The organism is Pseudomonas sp. SIMBA_041 (assembly GCF_046535095.1).
Classification (GTDB): domain Bacteria; phylum Pseudomonadota; class Gammaproteobacteria; order Pseudomonadales; family Pseudomonadaceae; genus Aquipseudomonas; species Aquipseudomonas mucoides.
This window is the reverse complement of sequence record NZ_JAWRXJ010000683.1, coordinates 1-250: the sequence shown is the minus strand read 5'-3', so window position 1 is coordinate 250 and position 250 is coordinate 1. Positions and strand designations below refer to the sequence as shown.

The 250-nt window shown below is 48.8% G+C and carries 1 protein-coding gene; it reads right to left on the bottom strand.

Annotation, left to right across the window (positions count from 1 at the left end; genetic code table 11):
• The coding region (locus tag SB725_RS32855; protein WP_410923654.1) for a pyruvate formate lyase family protein at positions 1 to 250 on the bottom strand (250 nt) is incomplete at both ends.

Genomic DNA, 250 nt, shown 5'->3' with positions numbered 1-250 from the left:
AGTGATTCTCCGGCTGTTGCTGACAATGTTGCTGCATCTGTGCTACCAGCTCCCCCAGCCCGTGATTCAGCAGGCGTGGGTAATCAATAATAATGTGCCCCTGGCCTTTATCTGTCTGGTTGATGCTGAAAATCTGCGTGCTGGTCGCGGCTTTTACTTCATCTGTCATCTGCCCGTTGATGAAATCTTTCATCGAACGTTTTTCCCAGTACGGGAACAACTCTTCGCGGTAGATACGTTTATCTTCTTC